This window comes from Brevibacillus sp. NPDC058079, assembly GCF_042885155.1.
Taxonomy (GTDB): Bacteria; Bacillota; Bacilli; order Brevibacillales; family Brevibacillaceae; genus Brevibacillus.
In genome coordinates this window covers 120,734-136,415 of record NZ_JBHVSO010000007.1, presented here as the reverse complement: position 1 = coordinate 136,415, position 15,682 = coordinate 120,734, and the positions used below count along the sequence as shown (strand labels likewise).

Here is a 15,682-nt window from a genome sequence, read left to right as displayed (position 1 = left end):
GTGATTTATCGTTAAGAGAGCTGTTGAATAAGATATGAAATGTTTTATTAAATAGGTGTTTTTATCTAACAAGCAAACAGGAGGAGAATGAATATGAAAAAGGGAGATAGTTATGCAAATCGGATGAAACGGTACGAAAATGCTTCTCGTTATTATTTGCCGATACGTATGCCTGTTATCATTCGAATCGATGGAGCGCATTTTCATACGTATACCAAAGAGATGAATAAGCCCTTCGATGAAGATTTGGCGCATGCATTCTGGGAAACAAGTAAGTACCTGGCAAGCAATATTATGGGTTGCAAAGTTGTTTATCATCAGAGCGATGAAATTTCATTGCTCATAACTAATTACGACAAACTTAATTCGCAATCATGGTTTGAAAACAATTTGCAAAAAATGGTGTCTGTTTCGGCATCGTTAGCTACAGCAAAATTCAATGAAATCATGCTTGCTAAAACAGGGAAACTTGCAACATTTGATAGTCGTGCTTGGGTATTACCACCAGATGAAGTTGCGAATTATTTCCTCTGGCGACAAAATGATGCTACAAAAAATAGTATTTCAATGGTTGCCCAATCAAACTTTCCTCATGGAGAACTACAAGGATTGAATGGAAAGGAATTGCAAGATAAGTTGATGCTGGAAAGAGGAATTAATTGGAACAATCTTCCGGTTTGGCAAAAGAGGGGTGTTTGCATCATCAAGCAACCATTCTACAGAAGAACTGCACTTCGATATAAATGGGATGTAGATTATGAAACTCCCATATTTAGTCAGGAGAGGGAATACCTCGAACGTTACGTCTATTTATAAGAAAAATAGAATATCTGGAGTGGTAAAACTGAGATTTCTGTTTTAAGAAATTGAGATAACGCTAAATAAGTAAAGGAGTCATAAGAATGAATAACTTAAATCTGTTTGAAGCATTGCAAATCCTTGCTAAAAATTATGGAATGAAAGCCATTAAAGATAATGGCTGTCAAATTAAATGGATAAGTCAAACTCTCGATAATCCACCAAAGGATAAAATAAAGCAGTTGGTTTTTGTGACTGCGTATGGTGAAACAAATCCAAACATTCTAACTGATATCTTAATTGAACAACAAAACTATGACTGTTGGTCAATTGTGGAGGATGCTTCTACGTAAAGAAAGATCGTGTAATTCAAGGGATTTTCGATGGTAGGTTGGAAATAGCCAGAACAGCAAAATCATACATCGAACGACTTGAACAAGAAAATACGTCTGTGTGGATTGTTGGACAGTCTTAATGTATGACGGAGGATTGGCGATCCACCATATTGATACTATTTAACAAGGGTGATAAGGAGGATTGTAAATGTTCGTAAGAGATGTACAAATGAAGGATGTCCCCGCTCTTGATCACTCATGGTTCTTACGGAGCGGAGACGGAGAGTATGTCCTAAATAACGAAGTCATAAAAGTCAATCCTTGTTGTATCAAGAAGGCGAAAAGAAACTATCACGTTGCAACAATTGAAGTGAAAGGAAAGTTGAAATTCGATCTATGGTTTTTCTTTTCCTCATATGGAGATCACACTCTTTCGGCAAGGATTTTTCAGAACTACGTCGAGAGGTTCCAGCGCTACACCAAGAGAGAGCAACGGCGTCTTTTGATTATGGGGGTTTACACTTTTTTCAAACATATTATTCCTAACGAGAAATACACAGTTTGGAAAAGTGAAAACGAGTACATTGGGAGTTACTTTATCCTTGAAAAATCTAAACAAACAAATTCAATTTAACAAGGCGTGTTGGATCGCTATCAACTGGTGAGTCATCTTCACTCAAGAGCAACTGAAACTGTTAGACATCTTAATTAACAGGAGATTAAACGATTGGTTCTTTAAAGAATCAGTCGTTTTTTATTTGTCGCCATTTTATCGAAACCATTACTGATGTATAGGATATTACATGCTTATAAAAAAGGTGTTTTCAAAAACTATTTTATATTGGAGTGATTGGGCATGATGAAAGCTCAGAAGAAACTCATTATTTCTATTGCAAATGAAGCAAATTTGAAAGGTAAAGCAGAAGGGTTATCCTCTGAGGATACGATTACGTGGTTTACAGAACAAATGAAACATAATCGAATTCCTTCAAAGGGTTGGTTTGCGATTGATGATGAAATTCGAAAAGAACATGAAAACGCTGAATGGTTTTGGATCATTCGGATGGTGCGAAATAATCTGGATAAGTTTGGGTGGGCGTTAGGTGCACGGAAAATTAAGGTACTTACGAAGAAAACAACGGAAAACAGATGGATGTCTTGGGCAATCGTAGATGGGATCGTACATAGTGCAGACATCATCGCGTTTGAGGATCAAGGATTCTTAGGAGCAAAGAAGCGTTTTCGAGTTGATGTCGCAGGGAAAACTGTTCATAGCATGATAGACCATTTTCAAACTGCTAAATCAATCGCTGGAAAGCATGTTAAAGAGGCATATGCGCATTAAGGAGATGATGATAGTGAAATTGAAATTGAACAAAAAGGAAGTCAATATTGTTCGGCACTTTGCATTTTTAGTGAATTTATTCTCTCATGATGAGGAAAAAAACCGAGCAGAAATGAAGGAACGAATTCCCGATAGGAAGTGGGAGCTGGCTGAAAATTATTATGCCTATCTTACAAGCACAGATGGTGTAAAAACATATGTCGTGGACTTTATTGCATCTGGAGCTGGACATATGACTTTTCATAACCTGACATCAGAAGAGGCAATAGAAAAGGCAGTATATCAACTACAAAATGGAGCATTCAATCGTTCTGATAAACGAGATGAGATCCAAATTCAAAAAGTGTATCCTGATACGATATTTCACAACACTTATAAGGACTACTTACAAGGCATTCAAGTGAAAGTCGAAGAACAAGAAGCGGTTTAGTACGAAACATTATTAAGGGGTGTACTCTGCAAGAGTCGCCTCTATTTTTTATTCTTTTTATGGAAGAGCGAGTTTTTGAATAGAATAGATCAACTTAACGAAAAAGGAGTGTACGCGTTCAAACACAATTGAGGAGGAAAGTAAGAAAGAAATATGGTAAGATTGTTAATAATGTTGTTTATAAACAATACAATTTCGTGTTAAGGAAGGATGTTACCTATGGCGATTGTTCAATTAACTTCGACAAATCCTGATTTTTCTTTCATAATTCGAAAGAATCCTGCAACTGGAATGATATTAAAAGAAATTCGTAAAGGTATAGGACATGGATGGTACAGTAACCCAGGCTCATACAGTGTTTATTTTAAAGACGCTGACAATGATGTCTCGTATCAAAGAGAAAAAGATGAATTTGAGTATTTGAATACTTCACGGTATCGTTCTCCTCTGGCTATTCTAAACATTGTGAATGAGTTCTTTGATACACCGTTAAAGAAACAGAGTGATCAGGATATCGATGGTTATGAGAACGAAATTTATATTCCATTGGTAAATGTTGAACATGTTCGTTACATTCGCTTTTTTCAGGATAATTTTCCTGAATTCCATCTGGAGGCTATTGAAAAAGCAAACAAAAGTTACTCTCTATTTATTAAAACAAGGAAGAGTATCCACGAGCTACTGAATTATGTCAGCCTGCTCTCGTTGTTCCTTGCCATTTTTGCGAGCGAGTATCTTGATGTTAATGATAGCATCATTAAAAAGTATCTCACTGTGATTAATCGTCTGGACGCTCCGTTCTTTATCCGCTATTTATTTGGAAGAAATGTTTTGGTAGATCGTGGTCGCTTCAAAAAGTACAAACAGGATCTGGAGTCTACGAATCGTAACCAAATTAACCTTGAGTTTGGTAACACAGCCATTCAACGTCGGGATAAAATCAAGTCTCTCCTCAATTTTGATAAATCAATTCTTGATATTGGTTGCGGGGAAGGATTCTATGCGATGCCATTTGCAAAGAATCTGGGCGAATATTTTTACTACGCCATCGACGTAAATGAGGAAATGGTAGCCATCGTCGAGCAAAAAGTGCGGAAAGCAGAAATGGAAAACGTCATTACCTTTGGATCAATTGATGCTTTCCTTGAATCTTATAATGAGGAAAAGGTAGACATCATTTTGACAGAAGTTGTTGAACATATGGAAGTTCAGGAATCTTCAGCTTTGCTTACTCAAATCATTGAGAATGTAGATTTCGATCAATTGATCGTGACAACGCCAAATTCTGAATTTAACCAGTTCTACGCACTTGAGGGTTTTCGTCATGATGATCATAAATGGGAAATGACTACAACCGAATTCCAAACCTGGATCAAGAAATTGTGTGGAACATCTGTTACTTGTGAATTCTTCGGTATTGGTGATAGCGTAGATGGAATTCAGACAACGCAAGGTGTAATCATTCAAAAACAAAACAAGGAGTCGATGGTGACATGCTAATGAAAACTTCTCTTCATACCATTTTTATTCTTGTAGGCCCGACAGAATGTGGGAAATCAACGTTCGCGCAAGAGGTGCTTGTTCCTCAGTTGCAAGTTTTCGTTCCAACGAAGAACTTCCAAACAAACGTACAGGTAATCTCTTCTGATGAGATTCGCCGAGATATCCTGGGATATGCGTATGACAAGCATGATTCAATCATGATGGAAGCAAGTGAGCAAGCGTTTGATTTGCTGGATAAGAAACTGCGAGCAGTAACTTCGTTCCCGATTAATGCAGAGTTTGTAATCGTGGATACAAAGGGATTGTCAGAGGAGTTCCGAAATCAAGTATGCAAAATTGCGGAGCTAAACAACTACAACGTAGAAGTAATCCTCTTCGATTATAAGGACACACAAGAATATTATCGAGCAGAGACAAAAAACCGTGCTCTTATTTCAAGAGATGTTCGCCGTCTGAGAAGCGAAGTTTTGGCAAGCTTGCGGAAAGGGAAATATCGTCAAGTTCATCGCATTAAAAGCAAAGACTTCTTGAATGAAGATTTTAAAGCGAACGTCAGTTATAAAGTTGAAATCGAAAACTTAGATGAATATATGAAGGCGATTCTTCCCGCTGACAAAGAGTATTTCATTGTCGGCGATGTTCACGAAGATGTAAATGCTTTGAAAAAGCTGTTCCGAGAAAAGGGATTCTCTTTAGAAGGAGATAAACTCAGTCCAAATCCGAAGTACGGGGAGCAAGTTGCGATCCTGGTAGGGGATTTCATCGACAAAGGAAAGAATACCGAGGAGATCATTCGTTTCCTATCTCAGAATCGAGAGTTTATTAAGCTGGTGAAAGGAAATCATGAGAACTTTGTATACAAGGTATTGAAAGGTGACTTGTCTGCTTCTGACTATGAGGAGGAGCTGATTCAAACACAGTTCACCTCAATCGAAGTATTACAAAAGGATGAGCCTCTCAGGGAAATGTTTTATGAGCTTGTCGAAAGCTCTATTGAGTTTTATCGCTATATCGGTGTGAGGAAGAACTCTTTTTATGTGACTCACGCACCGTGCGCAAATAAGTATTTGGGTAAACTTGACAGCACTTCTCTCAGAAAACAGCGGAATCTTCCACTTGATCGGCAAAAGGACTTACAAGAGGAACTGCATTTCTTACAGAAAGAAGCGGTATCAAATCATCCTTATCACATTTTTGGACATATTGCATCCAAGAATGGCATTCGTTTGAAAAACAAACTGGGTATTGATACAGGCTCTGTTTACGGAAATCGTCTACTGAGTGTCTCATTTGGAGGCGGTAAAATCTTCTTCAAGTCAGTTGAAGGGTCTTCTGTTGAACCTGTAGAGCTGCCTGGATTGTTCGAACGAAAAAAGGAAAATGTCTCCTTGGATGCATTGAATGATGACGACCGACGCAGACTCCAGTTTGTCTTGCGAAACAAGATTAACTTTATCTCTGGTACAATCAGTCCAGCGGATAAAAATGAAGAAACGGGTGAGCTTGAAAGCCTGTCAAAGGGTCTTGAATACTTCAAGTCTAAAGGGGTACAACAAGTTACTTTACAGCCGAAATACATGGGTTCTCGTTGTACCGTGTACCTTGGTAAAACGGTAGAAGAATCCTATGCTGTTTCACGTAATGGTTACAAAATCAGGAATGTAGATCTTACAGGAATTTTTGCAGATTTGATTGATAAATTTGCAGGCGTGATGGCGAAAAATTCTTGGAAGATGATGATTCTGGATGGCGAGTTGCTCCCGTGGATGGCTTTAGGAAAAGGTCTAATCGAAAGAGAATTTAAAGTAATGGACGTAGCACTTTCAGGGGAAATAGAATTCCTCAAAGAAAATGGTTTTGAAGAAAGTTCAGTCGCTTTGTTCGATACCTACAAAGAATCGGATTTCTCTAAAGATCAGCACAATCTTTCTAAGAAGGAACTCATTGCAAAATACGGCGAATCCACATATGGAAATTACAAACATGTGAGAGACGTACTCTATAGCTACTATCCATTGTCTGCCCATGAGGAAGCATATAAGCTCTATCATGAGCAGGTTGAATTGTATGGATCAGAAGCTGAATTAAGCTTCAAACCTTTCGCCTTGTTGAAGTCCATTACAGAGGATGGATCCGAAGTATTCCCTTCTGTGGAAACAAGCAAAGTCTTTGCCATGATTTCCGATGATGAATATCTGGTAGTAGACTTCTCAGATCCAAACTATTTTGAGAAAGCGAATGCTTTCTATCAAACATTGACAACGGATCGTAAGATGGAAGGAGTCGTTGTGAAACCAGAGATCGAGAAAGAAGGAGTTGCTCCTGCTATTAAGGTTCGCAACACCGAATATCTTCGAATCATCTATGGTTATGATTACACGTTCCCTCACAAATACGGCAGTCTCTTTTCTCAAAAGAGGATCGGTAAAAAACTTGCGACTTCGATCAATGAGCATGAGATTGGGAAGAAAATGTTGTCTTTCCCCATTGATTCCATTGATATGTCAAATCGAGATTATCAGCAAGTTGTAGCGAATATGCTCTTTGAAACAAGTCGTGAATCTGAAATTGATCCACGGTTATAAAAGGCAGAATAAACAGCAAGACCAATTCCTTTGTGGGATTGGTCTTTTTTTGTAAGCAATCTTTTAGTAGTCATGTATATCATGTATAGATTTGATATAAAAGGTGTTTATGACACTTAGTACAGGGAGAGATAAAGCGAAGCTTTAGCACAAAGAGACTTATTCGGTTAATAAGACAACGGCAATGAAACTTTCAGTGCTTAACATCAAGACATACAATGTCTATCATTCAATCTTTGAATCAATTATAGGCATGTGAATATTATAAAGGGTTAATGACACATAGAAGGAGATCATTTTTTTGTAAGTAGCGATCATTTTATTGAGCCTTTATATGACAAGGGGGATTTTATATGAACAAAATGAATGCAATTGCCATTGTTGCCTACTTTGTTACGGGTTGGCTGGTTGGTGGAGTGATTGGATTAGGCTTAGGCGCTTGGTTGTTTTAAAAAAGGAGAATGAGCTTCCACAAACGGAAGCTTTTTTCTTACCAGTCGAACGTGCTCGAACGCCTTATGACTTGATTCATAACGGTTAATTAGGTATTTTTCAACCGAAGGGACGATGTAGATGTGAGAGTAGAAGAAAGGATGTTGAAGGAAGCGGCTAAGGATCATTTGCTTTCTCACACAAATGAAACAGAACTTACATTAATCAATAAAGCACCCTACGAATTGTTTCATATGGTCTATGTTTCTATTCAAGATGTAATTGAAGAGAGGGAACGAGCAAGATCCACGAATGATTTTGAGGCATTTCAAGTTGCAGGAGAAAGGTTCTGGCAATATGGACAAGCCTTGCTGACGTTTGCGATTGCAAAGTCACTTGGATGGATGAAAGATTATAAGCCAGTTGAGCAGAATAGAGATCGAATTGATACTAAAGAGTCAATTGAGAGAGATTGAAATACAGAGAGATCACAGTGAGTAGAATCGTGTAGATCGTTTATTTCTCTAAAAATTTTCGGATGTACAGGCATACGAAACCGATACATTTCTCTATATAACGGTCATAGAAATTAGCGAGAAAAGGAGGAAGCAAGGAATCGGTTCTTCTGGGATAAGGAAGATTCTATGGTGCGCTCATCGGATGAAGAAAGACGTTGTTCTGGAGGCTTCGGACGCACTTGGAACTTGTACAGGCGATCTTTATCGTTTCTACGTAAATCTTGGTTTTGTACAAGGAAAATTGACGAGAATTTCCTATCGGAAAAACATGTTTTGTAAGATAGCGTAAAAAATATTTTATAAATTACGTTGACTATAGTATACTTTAAGTGACAAAAAGACGGGAGTGACGATTTCTATGAAATCTCTACTTATAATTGATGGATCTTCTTTGCTAACAACAAGCTTCTTTGGCAATATGCCAATGGCATACAAGATGGCAAAGACCGAAGCTGAATACGAAAAAGCCAAGGAAAAGTTGTTGAAAATTGATGGGGTTTATACGAATGGGGTATTTGCTATGATGCGAACATTGCTTAAAATCATTCGCAATCAACGTCCTTCTCATGTCGCTGTTGCATGGGATTTGAGCCGGAATACCTTTCGACGCAAATTGTACCCTGGATACAAGGCAAACCGTCCAGAAACAAGACCTGAACTAAAAAGCCAATTCCCATTGGCACAAGAAGTGTTAAAAGAAATGGGCATACCACAGTTTGTGTTGGACGAGTATGAAGCAGACGATATCATTGGCACATTTGCTACGAATTTCAAAGAAAAAATTCCAGTTAATATCCTGACAAAAGATCAGGATGCCCTTCAATTGGTAGATGAGCGAGTCCGTCTTTGGTATATCACAAGTAAATCAGAAGAAATGTATAAAGAGGTTGGACTTAATATCAAAGACTTTCATTTGCCTGACGGTGTATTTGAGTTTACCCCGATGTATGTAGAGGAGTTTTACGGGCTTCGTCCTGAGCAAATCGTAGACAAGAAAGCTCTTGAAGGTGATACATCAGACAATATTCCAGGTGTTAAAGGCGTGGGGGAGAAATCGGTTGTTCCGCTGTTGCAAGAATTCGGAACAGTGGAACGGATTTATGAGTATCTCGAAAATACCGCTGACGCAGATGTAAAGGTGATGATGAAATCACTTGGCATCAAGCAAAATCCGTCAGCAAAATTGATGAAGACATCTGATGACGAATTGGTAGGCAAGGAAGCCGCTTTGTTAAGTAAAAAGCTTGCTACTATTGTAAAGAATATCGATGAAAAAGAAATAAGCGGAACCACGCTTGATGATTTAGTACTTTGTATCAATGAAGAAGGGAAACGAAAAATATTTGAACAATTGGCGTTCAAAAGCTTGCTGGATAATTCCGATAGCGAATTGAAAGAAACTGCATAATGAGAGGAGAATAAGAAAATGCGGCAGAGGGAGAGACGAGAGGTTCTCTCCTCTACGTTTTTTATTCAAGCGATAGAGGACGTAAGAAACGAGTTGTCTAAGCAACAAGAATTTTTAGAGAAGGCAATTATAGTACCTGAACTTATATTTAGTTCTTCACATCAATTTCTTGGTTTAAAGGGTTTATCTTCGCAGATTATGAATCGGTATGTATCTGGCGAAACGAAGCTTCAAGTTCATGATTTTCAAGTATTTCTTGCCGATTTAACCAATCAGTTTGTTCAATCATGGGCTAAAGCTCACGGAATACAAGAAGAGATTCGTGTTGAAGTTCGACAACCTAATACTTATCCATCTATATTTGCGATCTATCTCAAAGATGCTGAATTGATTCAATTTAGTATTACAGAGAAATACTATGGTGTTAGAGATGAGGTAAGACAAGAAGAGCAAATTCGTGATGCGTATTTACAGTGCGAAAGAGAAGAAAAAGAAGAGTACGATGCATTGACTCTAAAACTCGAAGAATATAAGAAGTGGATCGATAAACCACACGAATATATTCGAAATCATTATCGAAATCTACATGAAAAGAGTCTAAGGATGCTTTGGGACGAAATCATTGAACATGTAAGTATTCCATTCAATAAAAAGAAAATAATTGAAGGGATGAACATAAGAATTTTGGAATTAGAAAGTCAACTTGAATGGATGAAGAGGCGAGATGAAGTCCATAGAATAAGTGTCCAAGATGAAATTTCCTTAGAAGCCAGCAAGGTGCGCCTGATAAGAAGCTTGTTGCCAATTTTTAAAGAATTCGGGTATGTGTTGGAACTCAATCGCCACAAATTGTATTAAGGAGAACGAAACCAATGAACATACATGAACTTGATTGGCTGGTAAATCATCTGGAGTTATTGACAAAAGAAGATTTGGAAACCTTAAAAGATGTTGGGTTAATTGAACTACGTGAGAGTGAAAGTCTTTATAGCACTACTATTGATGTGGTTGCGTTGGCAACTCTATTGACAGAAATGTATCAAAAATATCAATCTGAAACAGATTTAGTTCAGTATTTTATTGTTAACAAAGATCTAAAAATGTCTCCAGGGAAAATTGGAGCACAGATCGCTCATGTTCAGGCAAAAATCATTGATTGTTGTTCGAAACGAGATGCTTCTGGCGAAGAAAGCGTGCGCTACTATCAAGATTGGTTTGAGAGTAAGGATCGGAAAATCATTGTTTTGTCGGGAAAAGAGAAGGCGCTTTTAAAACTAATGGATCAAGGCTGGTTTTATAATCGAGACAATGGTTTGACAGAAGTTCCTGCTGATTCTCTTACATGTATTGGTTATTATCCAATGCCAAAATATCAGATGAAAAAGTTAACGAATCGGTTCCAACTTCTATAAACAGTCGTCGGATTCCGTTGAAAATATTAATTTCATCGATGGTTAACTTAGCCGCTATACAATGCTACTTAGGAATAGAGGGAGGGTATAAGTAATGACGAATCCCGATGCCAATAAAGTGAAGTATAAAAAAGAATGGGATCACAAATTGAAACGAATTGATGCTGTTCATAAAGCTTGTTTAATTCGAAATGAAGTTGACAATCGAATCGACAAGCTGACTTCAATAATTCCAGATTTGGATGCACAAGGAAAAACAAATGAGCACATGATTGCTGTTCATCGTCGGAGTGAATTAGAAGATATGAAAAAATGGATTCAAGATACCATTTTTGATGCTAAAGAACTTGGGACGAAGGAACCGTTGAAAATATGGGATGTTCTCAAATATGGCGAGCATGGAGAGGTATACCGAGCAACAAATACAGTTGAAACATGGAATGGGTGCGAGGTTCAAGTAACGAAAACCCATGATGGAGATCCTCATCCTATACTTGTTTACGCAAAAGTTCCAAAAGTAAGTAATAGTCGGATGAAAGTAAGCGGTACAGTAAATTTTGTTGGGGCTGTAACAAGAGCTGATTGGGTTTTTGTTGGAAAACGAGCCGAAGTAAAAGAACCAAGTCGAGGAATTCTTGTGTCAATGTGTTTAGAAATGGGACGAGTGTTACGATTCTTGACGGATCAAAGTATCTATATGGGTCAGCATCCTCAAGTTCGCATACGTTTGGAATTGGAAAAATCGATTGAGCGTGTGTTGAACGTCATGGACAAACATCCTGGAGACTTTCTTGCTACTGATATTCATCATCCTGGTGATCCACCGGAATTGAAACAACTCCGATTCTACCAGAGTGAACTTCGAATCACCCAATCGGACATAGCATACTTAAATGATGATGAATTGGCACAAAAAATCGAAGAAATCATAAGCCTTACGTATTATATGTATCGCACTTGGTGGGGAATATGGGAATGGGATGATCGCATTGAGATTAAGCTTACCAATGAGGATATGCTGAAGATTGCAAAATTAAAAATAGCATAGAGGAGTAATGACAGATGAAATTTAAAGACATTAAGCCTTTTCATGACTATGGCAATTACCGAATTGATGTACCGCTTTCTTCTTTACCCGATCAGGTTCAGAAATGGGAAGAAGAATTGGGACTTGTATTAAATCCAGATTTTCAGCGAGGGCATGTTTGGTTAGAAGAGCAGCAGATAAATTATGTTGAGTTCTTGTTGCGAGAGGGTCGTTCGGGTCGAGACATTCTTTTCAATCATACAAAATGGGAAACTTATCAAGAAAAAGATGATGGTGTATTCGTTTGTGTTGACGGACTCCAACGTGTTACAGCTATTACCCGGTTTATTAACAATGAGATCAAAGTTTATGGGTATTACTTTTCGGAATATGAAGATCCGATTCGATTAAACCGCTTCACAGTTAAATTTCATGTGAACAACCTTGCAGAGCGAAAAGACGTGCTGGAATGGTATTTACAACTGAATGCTGGTGGAACAGTTCATTCTCAAGAAGAGCTGGAACGTGTGAGAGGTTTACTTGAGAATGAATAAAACGGAGGGTCAAACATGAAAGGATTGGTAATTAAATCTCCTTGGATAGACCTCATTCTCGAAGGAAAAAAGGTTTGGGAAATTCGTGGGTCAAAAACGAAGATCAGAGGGAAGATTGCTCTTATACAAAGTGGAACAGGGTTAGTGGTCGGAACAGCAGAGTTAGTTGATTGTAAGAGTTTGTCACTTTTTGACTACCAGATGGCAATCAATGAACATTGTATTCAAGATTGCGGGGTAGCTCCCTATTCAACCATACATGCTTGGGTGCTAATGAATGCAATACGATTACAAACTCCAATCCCCTATGTGCATCCACAAGGCGCGGTTATTTGGGTCAATCTTAATCAACAGGTGGATATGGAGATTGAACGTGCTTCGTAAAGTTACAGCTATATTAAATTGAAATATGAAAATTTTAGGGAGAGGTCAATTAGACCTCTCTTTTTTGTTGTCTAAAGCTCGAACGTAGTTCGACCACTCCTTTATAGATTATAGTCTTGATTTTTGTTACGTTGACTTTAAACAACAAACAAGGATTGTTGACTATAAACAGTTTTACTATAAAGGAGCTTGGACACACATGGATCTATTTCACAACCAGATTGACGCTAAAAAATTTCGATCTACAAACGCAATGTGGAATGCAATGAAAATGAATAGCCCTATGTCTGTTGGTTATGTAACAAATCTCATTGAATCTCGGTCTTTTTCCGCTAAGGAAGAGTGGAGAGATTATTACTATGAGTCAGGGAGAGAACGTCTGATTTTAATAGAAAAGAACGGTTCTACAAAGGACTTACATCTAAACTATGGAAGAACAGAGGAAGAATTAAAGAAATTGGGTGAGAAGATGTATGCTGAGTTAGAAAAACGAGGAAACCTTTTGGGGATTACACTTGCCGAATGTGTTTATATGGTCAAATATCGTGTAATGGGAGAAACCTGGAATGGTGTTGTTATGAGAGAGAAAAATACGATCCAAAAATTGGAGAATTTCTTTCCGACTTTCTCATTCTGTAAGGTAGATGGGGCAATTGATTATAAATATGCGATTGATTATGAGGTGTTTCACGGTTCAATTTTAGTATGCGCATTACAGATTAAACCACTTAGTTATGAAAAAGGATCATCGCCAGAAATATTAAAGGCAAAATTCGGTAACAAAGCTAAAAATGAACTGTATGAAAAAGAAAAAGGAGTTCCTGTGTTTTATGTATACTCCAAAATTGATGGAGCAGTTCTCAATCAGGAAGTGATTGAAAAGTTAATGACCTTCGTAAATACACAACAAGCCGCATAGAGAAAGCTCGCTCTGATATTATCGGGGCTTTTTTTATGAAAAAATAATACGATCCGAATGATGATTGCGATTGAAACTGCTTAGAATATAGAGTTTATAGAAAAAAGGTGGTTTTACTACTTCTTTTAAGGAGGATTTTTATATGAAGCAGGTTGTATCGTTGAAAGAAGAGGTTTCTAATGAAAAGTATAACCATAAAGATTTACATGAGATTTGTCCACGTCTCGTAGTTCTGGAACAATTAGAGAACGGCAATGTCGTTTGTGCGTTGAATGATCATAGGGATAAGCAAGTTGAAGTTGAAAGGGGAGACATAGAAGATATTAAGCCAATCATGCTTGTAAAAGGTCAAGATGGATCGATTCATGAAGTGGCTGGCTTTTACAATGACCAAGGAAAGATTTATCTGCACACTTTGGGGTGTATAAATGTGCTGGGTGGATCATTTCTCAGTTGGGGGTACGCGAATGAAGTAGTAGGACGTATGCTTTTGGCAAGAGAAGCAGGAGCCGTGTATTGTGAAGTCCCAAAGTTGGAATTGAGATATCCATACAGTCAATTTAGTATTGATCACCTCATTCATGAACAATTTGAAGAAAAGGTTGCTTTAGAAATGGGAAACTGGAAAGTCGTGGAGTATCACGATTGGGCTTGGAGAATGCAAATTTCCGAGTTTGTAAAAAAAAGCAATGAAAATTTACGAATATTTCAGGTGAGAAATGTACATGGATGGGGAAGTCTTCTGACGTATGAAGGAAATCTTGATCTTTTTGATAAGGAACTCTTTATTCAAAATGCGAAAGAACTTCGTGAAAGAATCGACAACCGTGATCAAAATTTGTTTCGTATTCTATCAGAAGATAATTTTTCAATGCATATAAAGAAACGTGGTCTATTTGTTGAAACAAAATTATAAGAGGATTAAATTAAGAATAAAGGGAGTTGTTGATATGGAAACAACATTGAAGCGACGTTTGGAAGGTTTGACTGGTGCAATTGCGATTTTGGCTGAAGGAGCGAAAGCGCAACGGAAGGTAAACGAGGATAAAGCAAAACTCGCACGTTCGGTGATTGGATTGCCATATTATTGGGGGGAATACAGCGGTACACTCCATCCCGCGCAGAGAGAGACGGATGTCGAGGCTCAACTCATTCATCAAGTAACGGGCGCAAAAGTTTATTGGTCACTGGATGCTTATCATGTAATGGAACACCTTGATGAAATCAAAGGGTATTCTACGTGGAAAGAATACGATGCAGCTTGCAAGTTATCCTGTGCAAAGGAAATCGAACAACTGTTAATAAAGTGTGGTAAATCGGATAAGGAAATCATGAAGAAGATGACGGAGCATTGCTCGAAGTTTAAAATTCCTTACAAAACTTATTATCAAGAGGTATCATAAAGATGAGGAAATGGAAGATACTTGCTCGTCATAAATGTATTGTTGGTGCCACGGTCACAGAAAGTGTAGATGTATCCCAAGAAACTTCGATCTCAACGATTCGTCGATTCACGGCAACCATTCGTGGTTATCGTGGATTGGTTATTTATGAAGGAGATCCAAAACTTATCGATCTAAACCAAGTATTCGGAATCGTCCAGAAGATTAGAGATTGTATTGATACGGGAGATTTAGCTGTGATTAATAGGAATTTTCATGCTGCATAGAGTAGTCGAGGCGTATAGTCTGCGCTTCTTCAAGTTATTTTTTTTGCGAAAAGACATTTCAACACCAATTTTATGAGTATAATATATAAAACATCATTTATTGGTTGGAAAGAGATGTAAAGGATTTCTGAAATAGAAAGGGAGAAGTGTATGAAAAAAGCAATCTTCCGTGGAATTAAAACATTGACGGTATTAGTCGCTATGCTCTTCTTATGTACTGTCTTTTATATCACATATGTTCACTACTATGACCATTCAAACCATGATCAAATTTGGATGTACAAACTAACGATTGAAGATGCTGAGTACCTGGCATTCGTGTTAAGTTGGGTTTTCGCGAGTTGCTTGTTTATTATCTGGAAA

The 15,682-nt window shown here is 37.8% G+C and carries 18 protein-coding genes; all 18 read left to right on the top strand.

Annotated elements, in window-relative coordinates; translation table 11 throughout:
* Positions 1–93 precede the first annotated feature (93 nt).
* The 18 genes from ACFVS2_RS20980 to ACFVS2_RS20895 all read left to right on the top strand — a co-directional run bounded on the left by ACFVS2_RS20980 (position 94) and on the right by ACFVS2_RS20895 (position 15,319).
* Positions 94–816: a tRNA(His) guanylyltransferase Thg1 family protein gene (locus ACFVS2_RS20980; protein WP_390237244.1), complete on the top strand. Its 723-nt coding sequence runs from the start codon at positions 94–96 to the stop codon at positions 814–816.
* 86 nt (positions 817–902) lie between these two features.
* Positions 903–1,151, top strand: a complete 249-nt coding sequence (locus ACFVS2_RS20975) for a hypothetical protein (RefSeq protein WP_390237242.1) — start codon at positions 903–905, stop codon at positions 1,149–1,151.
* Positions 1,152–1,341: 190 nt separating this feature from the next.
* On the top strand, positions 1,342–1,767 hold the full coding sequence (locus ACFVS2_RS20970; RefSeq protein WP_390237240.1) for a hypothetical protein: 426 nt from the start codon (positions 1,342–1,344) through the stop codon (positions 1,765–1,767).
* Positions 1,768–1,989: 222 nt separating this feature from the next.
* The gene (locus ACFVS2_RS20965; protein WP_390237238.1) at positions 1,990–2,478 is read left to right on the top strand and encodes a hypothetical protein; all 489 of its coding nucleotides are present in this window, start codon (positions 1,990–1,992) and stop codon (positions 2,476–2,478) included.
* A 13-nt stretch (positions 2,479–2,491) separates the two neighbouring features.
* The gene (locus ACFVS2_RS20960; protein WP_390237236.1) at positions 2,492–2,908 is read left to right on the top strand and encodes a hypothetical protein; all 417 of its coding nucleotides are present in this window, start codon (positions 2,492–2,494) and stop codon (positions 2,906–2,908) included.
* A gap of 219 nt (positions 2,909–3,127) precedes the next feature.
* Positions 3,128–4,408, top strand: coding sequence for a class I SAM-dependent methyltransferase (locus tag ACFVS2_RS20955; RefSeq protein ID WP_390237234.1), 1,281 nt, complete (start codon positions 3,128–3,130; stop codon positions 4,406–4,408).
* Positions 4,402–6,996 carry a metallophosphoesterase gene (locus ACFVS2_RS20950; protein ID WP_390237232.1) on the top strand — a complete coding sequence of 865 codons (2,595 nt, stop codon included), beginning with the start codon at positions 4,402–4,404 and terminating at the stop codon, positions 6,994–6,996. The genes ACFVS2_RS20955 and ACFVS2_RS20950 overlap by 7 nt, the downstream gene beginning before the upstream one ends.
* 575 nt (positions 6,997–7,571) lie before the next feature.
* Positions 7,572–7,904 carry a hypothetical protein gene (locus tag ACFVS2_RS20945; protein ID WP_390237230.1) on the top strand — a complete coding sequence of 111 codons (333 nt, stop codon included), beginning with the start codon at positions 7,572–7,574 and terminating at the stop codon, positions 7,902–7,904.
* Positions 7,905–8,304: 400 nt separating this feature from the next.
* Positions 8,305–9,354, top strand: coding sequence for a 5'-3' exonuclease (locus tag ACFVS2_RS20940; protein ID WP_390237228.1), 1,050 nt, complete (start codon positions 8,305–8,307; stop codon positions 9,352–9,354).
* Between the two features lie 18 nt (positions 9,355–9,372).
* The gene (locus ACFVS2_RS20935; protein WP_390237226.1) at positions 9,373–10,212 is read left to right on the top strand and encodes a hypothetical protein; all 840 of its coding nucleotides are present in this window, start codon (positions 9,373–9,375) and stop codon (positions 10,210–10,212) included.
* A gap of 14 nt (positions 10,213–10,226) precedes the next feature.
* Entirely contained in the window at positions 10,227–10,766 is a 540-nt protein-coding gene (locus ACFVS2_RS20930; RefSeq protein WP_390237224.1) for an aminoacyl-tRNA hydrolase, read from the top strand.
* Positions 10,767–10,860: 94 nt separating this feature from the next.
* Positions 10,861–11,814, top strand: a complete 954-nt coding sequence (locus ACFVS2_RS20925; RefSeq protein ID WP_390237223.1) for a hypothetical protein — start codon at positions 10,861–10,863, stop codon at positions 11,812–11,814.
* 14 nt (positions 11,815–11,828) lie between these two features.
* Complete coding sequence (locus ACFVS2_RS20920; protein ID WP_390237221.1) at positions 11,829–12,347, top strand: DUF262 domain-containing protein; 519 nt, start codon at positions 11,829–11,831, stop codon at positions 12,345–12,347.
* Between the two features lie 15 nt (positions 12,348–12,362).
* Positions 12,363–12,731 carry an ASCH domain-containing protein gene (locus ACFVS2_RS20915; protein WP_390237220.1) on the top strand — a complete coding sequence of 123 codons (369 nt, stop codon included), beginning with the start codon at positions 12,363–12,365 and terminating at the stop codon, positions 12,729–12,731.
* Between the two features lie 199 nt (positions 12,732–12,930).
* The gene (locus ACFVS2_RS20910; protein ID WP_390237218.1) at positions 12,931–13,650 is read left to right on the top strand and encodes an MjaI family restriction endonuclease; all 720 of its coding nucleotides are present in this window, start codon (positions 12,931–12,933) and stop codon (positions 13,648–13,650) included.
* Positions 13,651–13,792: 142 nt separating this feature from the next.
* A complete protein-coding gene (locus tag ACFVS2_RS20905) occupies positions 13,793–14,566 on the top strand; it encodes a hypothetical protein (RefSeq protein WP_390237216.1) in 774 nt (257 codons plus the stop codon).
* A 34-nt stretch (positions 14,567–14,600) separates the two neighbouring features.
* Positions 14,601–15,053, top strand: a complete 453-nt coding sequence (locus ACFVS2_RS20900) for a hypothetical protein (RefSeq protein WP_390237215.1) — start codon at positions 14,601–14,603, stop codon at positions 15,051–15,053.
* 2 nt (positions 15,054–15,055) lie between these two features.
* Positions 15,056–15,319, top strand: a complete 264-nt coding sequence (locus ACFVS2_RS20895; protein WP_390237214.1) for a hypothetical protein — start codon at positions 15,056–15,058, stop codon at positions 15,317–15,319.
* Positions 15,320–15,682: the final 363 nt, after the last annotated feature.